Raw genomic sequence first — 4,247 nt, 5'->3', positions numbered from 1 at the left:
ATATAGAAGTTTTAGAGGATATTCTTCTTTCATAAATTATAATTCTATAGTTATTTCATCTATTATTACAGCTTTTCCGCCAACTTTGACTTTTTCATATATTCCTTCTTTTGATTCTACAATTGCTTTTATTTTTGATGGCTTTTTCATTTTATATCCTTGTTCAAAAACCATTTTTTTGTTAGGTTTGTAAATCCCCTGTTCAACAAAATAACTCGCTAGAGCACCACTTGCTGTACCTGTGGCTGATTCTTCTTTAATCCCCAAATTGGGTGCAAAATTTCTGCAAGAGGCATGAAAATTTTTTCTCTCCAAGTTAAAAATATGAAAACCCGCAGAATCGTTTTCAACACATATTTTAGCAATTTTATCGAAATTTGGAATTAAGAAGTTCATTTTGTCAAAAGATTTTATTGGAACAATTATATCTTTCAACCCTGTGGAAACTATTTGGACAGGGTATTCGGAATAAAAATCTTCTACAGAAATATTCAAAGCTTCTGCAATTATTTTTTTGTCTAAGTATTCTCCAAAATAAGGGATATTCTGGTTCATCATGACTTCTCCGCTTTTATTGATATCTATACCCAATAAACCAGCTTTAGTTTCTTGGTTGTATTTTCCGGGGGATATGATTCCCTTTTTATTCAATAATGAAAAAGTAGCTATTGTTGCATGTCCACATAGATCAACTTCATCAACAGGTGTAAAAAATCTTACTTTAAAGTCAGCTTTATCTGATTTTGAAACAAAGGCTGTTTCTGAATAGCCTACTTCTTTTGCAATGTACTTCATTTCTCCTTCTTTTAAATTGTCTGCGTTTAACACAACTCCAGCAGGATTTCCGCCATTTATACTATCAGTAAATGATGATAATCGGTAAACTCTTATTTTCATTTTTTAACAACCTCCTCCTGATTATTATAACAGAAATTAGTTAGTTGATTAAACAAAATATTAATATAGTAATTAAGGTTATATGTTATTAGTTCTTTAATTTAAACAAATATTACAAATATTGCCGTAATAAATCTATTATGTGATTATTTTTTTATTTTGAAGTATAATAAACGTGAATAACTAAAAAGGGAGGCATATAAAGTATGGCTGATTTTATTGATTACATAATTCATGGGGATGATATGCAACTTGTAGAAATTGAATTAGACCCTGGTGAAGGCGTCAGGGCTGAAGCTGGAGCTATGATGTATATGGAAAATGATATAGAAATGCAAACAAACACTGGCGGTGGAGTTTTTAAAGGTTTGAAAAGAATGTTCACTGGAGAAAGTTTCTTTATAACAAATTTTGTACATAGAGGTTCTGGAAAAGGTCATGTGGCTTTTGGAGCTCCTTATCCTGGAAAAGTAGTACCTATTGATCTTGTTGCTTTTAATGGAACTTTCATTTGTCAAAAAGATAGTTTCCTGTGTGCTGCTAATGGAATTGAAATTGAAATTGAATTAACTAAAAAATTAGGAACTGGGTTATTCGGTGGTGAAGGATTCATTCTTCAGAGGTTAGAAGGTCATGGGATGGCTTTTATCCATGCTGGTGGAGCTTTAATTAAAAGACATTTACAACCTGGAGAAATTTTAAAAGTAGACACTGGTTGTATTGTTGGATTTGAAAAAACAGTTGATTATGATATTAATTTTGTTGGCGGTTTTACCAACGCATTGTTTGGAGGAGAAGGTTTATTTTTGGCAACTTTAAGAGGACCAGGAGTTGTTTATTTACAATCATTACCTTTTTCAAGACTTGCAGATAGAATTATGGCTGGTGCAAGAAAAACCGGAACTACAAAAGGTGAGCAAAAAGGATTTTCTGGAATAGGTGGAAATATTTTTGGTGGTTTTTTAGGTGGAGATAATAACTATTAAAAAAATAAATCCTGCTTAGCAGGATTTATTTTTTTGACATCGATTCTTTTATTTTTTCTTCAAGGGCTTTATAAGCTTTGTTTGGTTTCGAAATATTCATTGTGACCTTTTCCATTGGGCACATATCGTCACCTGTTTTGTTCAAAATATATTTCACTTCTTCATCATAAGTGTATGGGAAATCTTTGTCATTAAAAACTTCCATTGCAGTTTCGCTCATTATATAGCCATGAACTTCTTTTGCTTTGGCATATAACATCAATAAAGCTGCTGCTTTACCAATAACTTTATCTGCTATAGAAGATTCCTTCAGCATGGATTTATTTTCTCTTATGATTTTAATCAAAGGTTTTATTCCATCTTCTTGAGAAGCGGCAATGATGTGACCGTCTTTAACTGCCACAAAACTATAATTCCCTTTTTCTAAAAAATCTTTAGCTTTTTCTATATCCTTCATTTAGTGAACCCCTTTTTTCTAAAATTTGAACTATTAGAGGAATTAAAACAATCTGTAGGATTATGCCCGGTAATCCTGATACAACAGCTCCCCAAACAGTTATTCCATTAGGAATATTCATCATAAATATATTGGAAAGAACTATAATCCCTAATCCATAAGTTAATCTACCAAATAACATTGCGGTTATCAAAGAAAGGAACATATTCATCCTTTTCTTTTCAAAAAGATATCCTGAAATTAGTCCGTATACGGGCAATTCAAACATCATTAAAAAAAGTATTGGCACTGGAGAAATAGGAGGCATTCCAGTCAAAAGAGAACTCAAAGCTGGAGTTAAAAAGCCTGCTAATAACCCATATAAAGGGCCTGCTATGAACCCAGTTAATAGAACTGGGATGTGCATAGGTAACAAAATGCTTCCCAAATTAGGCCCCCCAATCAAATGAAAAATCTGAGGCAATAACACACCAAGTGCTATCATTATTGCAGCTGTGATCATTTTTCTTGTCCTTGAATTCATAATTCACCTCTTATAATATATTTACTTTGTTATTATACATTAAAATGATTTGTATTACAAACTATATTTAGTCTTTTAAGGAACTAATAGCCAGAAACAATAAGGGTGTTGTGAGTAATGATAACATATAAACCTTTTGATAATTCAATTCTCCATCGAGTAGATAAACGTAAAATAACCCCATTGAAATTATAAAATATCCAAAAAATCCACCTATTTTAGATTTTGTAGCAATAACAGTTGCCAACAAAATAAATGCTGGTAAAATAAATTCTTGAGGTATAGAAAATCCATGTGAAACAAATGTGTATAAAAATAATAATAGAGTGATAATATATCCAGCTCTTTTTATAAGTATGTCTCGACCTCTTAAAAAAAGTGTTCTAAAAAGATTGGTATATATTAAAGGGATTAATATAAAGATTTCCAAAAATATGGGTTTAATTTCCAATTGTAACGATACACTTACAATTGCTATGGAAATTATTATGAAGAGTGAGTGCATAGCAGATTTGTTAAAAACTATTTTTCCTTGATCATCAAGTTTGTTGTATTTTTTATATTCCATAAACAAAATAATAAAAAACAATAAAAAGTAATACCCGTTGAAGTTTGAAAGATATAAAATTGATATTATTCCCAAAAGTTCTAATAAAGACCATGTTCTAATTTTCATTTTTTCACCCCTTGTGAATAAAATGTAAATTTAAGGGTTAACTCTTAAATTTACAAATATTTAACAAAAATAAATAAAAAAACAGCTTGACATTTAGTTTGCTTAGCGTAATATAATATATATGAAAATAGTCTCACCCACTATGTATGCTACATAATTTTTAAGAGAGGGCGTTATTAAATTAACGTCCTCTCTTATTATACAACATTTCAACATGAGGGATGTTATCCTCAAGGTAAACGTCTGAAACTGTATCAAAACCAAAACTGTTATAAAACTTTTCCAGATACTTTTGGCCAGATAACCTTATTGATGTTTCTCCCCACTTTTGTTCAACAAAATTTATAGCATTTTTTAAGATCTTCTTGGCATAACCGTTACCTCTATAATTTTTATTTACTATGACTCGACCTATTGAAACCTCGTCATAAGAGACACCTTTTGGTAATATTCTTAAATATGCAATTATTTCATCTTTTTCTTTTATAAAATGATGAATAGCTTTATAATCTTTTCTGTCAAGTTCTGGATAAGGGCAATTTTGTTCCACAACAAAGATATCTATTCTTAATTTAATTATCTCGTATAATTCTTTTTTTGTTAGTTCATCAAAATTCTTATAATATTCCATTTTCGACCTCCAAAATACAAAAAAAGACTTCGCATTTTTGCGAAGCCTAAAATTCACTATCATTACAATGATAACAT

6 protein-coding genes are annotated in these 4,247 nt (G+C 30.4%); 1 reads left to right on the top strand and 5 read right to left on the bottom strand.

Going from position 1 to position 4,247, the window contains the following annotated elements:
• Window positions 1–36 precede the first annotated feature (36 nt).
• Window positions 37–897, bottom strand: a complete 861-nt coding sequence (locus tag CI949_RS17575) for a PhzF family phenazine biosynthesis protein (protein WP_290768751.1) — start codon at window positions 895–897, stop codon at window positions 37–39.
• A 206-nt stretch (window positions 898–1,103) separates the two neighbouring features.
• Between CI949_RS17575 and CI949_RS17570 the strand changes: the two genes are divergently transcribed.
• Entirely contained in the window at window positions 1,104–1,883 is a 780-nt protein-coding gene (locus tag CI949_RS17570; RefSeq protein WP_091403201.1) for a TIGR00266 family protein, read from the top strand.
• A gap of 25 nt (window positions 1,884–1,908) precedes the next feature.
• Here the strand turns inward: CI949_RS17570 and CI949_RS17565 are convergent, their stop codons facing one another.
• The 4 genes from CI949_RS17565 to CI949_RS17550 form a co-directional block, all read right to left on the bottom strand.
• Complete coding sequence (locus tag CI949_RS17565; protein WP_091403203.1) at window positions 1,909–2,340, bottom strand: DUF1893 domain-containing protein; 432 nt, start codon at window positions 2,338–2,340, stop codon at window positions 1,909–1,911.
• Window positions 2,318–2,863, bottom strand: a complete 546-nt coding sequence (locus CI949_RS17560; protein ID WP_091403204.1) for an ECF transporter S component — start codon at window positions 2,861–2,863, stop codon at window positions 2,318–2,320. The genes CI949_RS17565 and CI949_RS17560 overlap by 23 nt, the downstream gene beginning before the upstream one ends.
• 67 nt (window positions 2,864–2,930) lie before the next feature.
• Window positions 2,931–3,539: a hypothetical protein gene (locus CI949_RS17555; RefSeq protein WP_091403206.1), complete on the bottom strand. Its 609-nt coding sequence runs from the start codon at window positions 3,537–3,539 to the stop codon at window positions 2,931–2,933.
• A 181-nt stretch (window positions 3,540–3,720) separates the two neighbouring features.
• Window positions 3,721–4,170, bottom strand: coding sequence for a GNAT family N-acetyltransferase (locus tag CI949_RS17550; RefSeq protein WP_091403207.1), 450 nt, complete (start codon window positions 4,168–4,170; stop codon window positions 3,721–3,723).
• Window positions 4,171–4,247 lie beyond the last annotated feature (77 nt).

Source organism: Halanaerobium sp. (assembly GCF_003070835.1).
The sequence above is the reverse complement of the archived record's forward strand: the minus strand, read 5'-3'. Positions and strand labels throughout refer to the sequence as shown.

Coding starts and splice junctions, on each gene's coding strand:
- CI949_RS17575 (WP_290768751.1), bottom strand. CDS start 897: ATGAAAATAAGAGTTTACCGATTATCATCATTTACTGATAGTATAAAT.
- CI949_RS17570 (WP_091403201.1), top strand. CDS start 1,104: ATGGCTGATTTTATTGATTACATAATTCATGGGGATGATATGCAACTT.
- CI949_RS17565 (WP_091403203.1), bottom strand. CDS start 2,340: ATGAAGGATATAGAAAAAGCTAAAGATTTTTTAGAAAAAGGGAATTAT.
- CI949_RS17560 (WP_091403204.1), bottom strand. CDS start 2,863: ATGAATTCAAGGACAAGAAAAATGATCACAGCTGCAATAATGATAGCA.
- CI949_RS17555 (WP_091403206.1), bottom strand. CDS start 3,539: ATGAAAATTAGAACATGGTCTTTATTAGAACTTTTGGGAATAATATCA.
- CI949_RS17550 (WP_091403207.1), bottom strand. CDS start 4,170: ATGGAATATTATAAGAATTTTGATGAACTAACAAAAAAAGAATTATAC.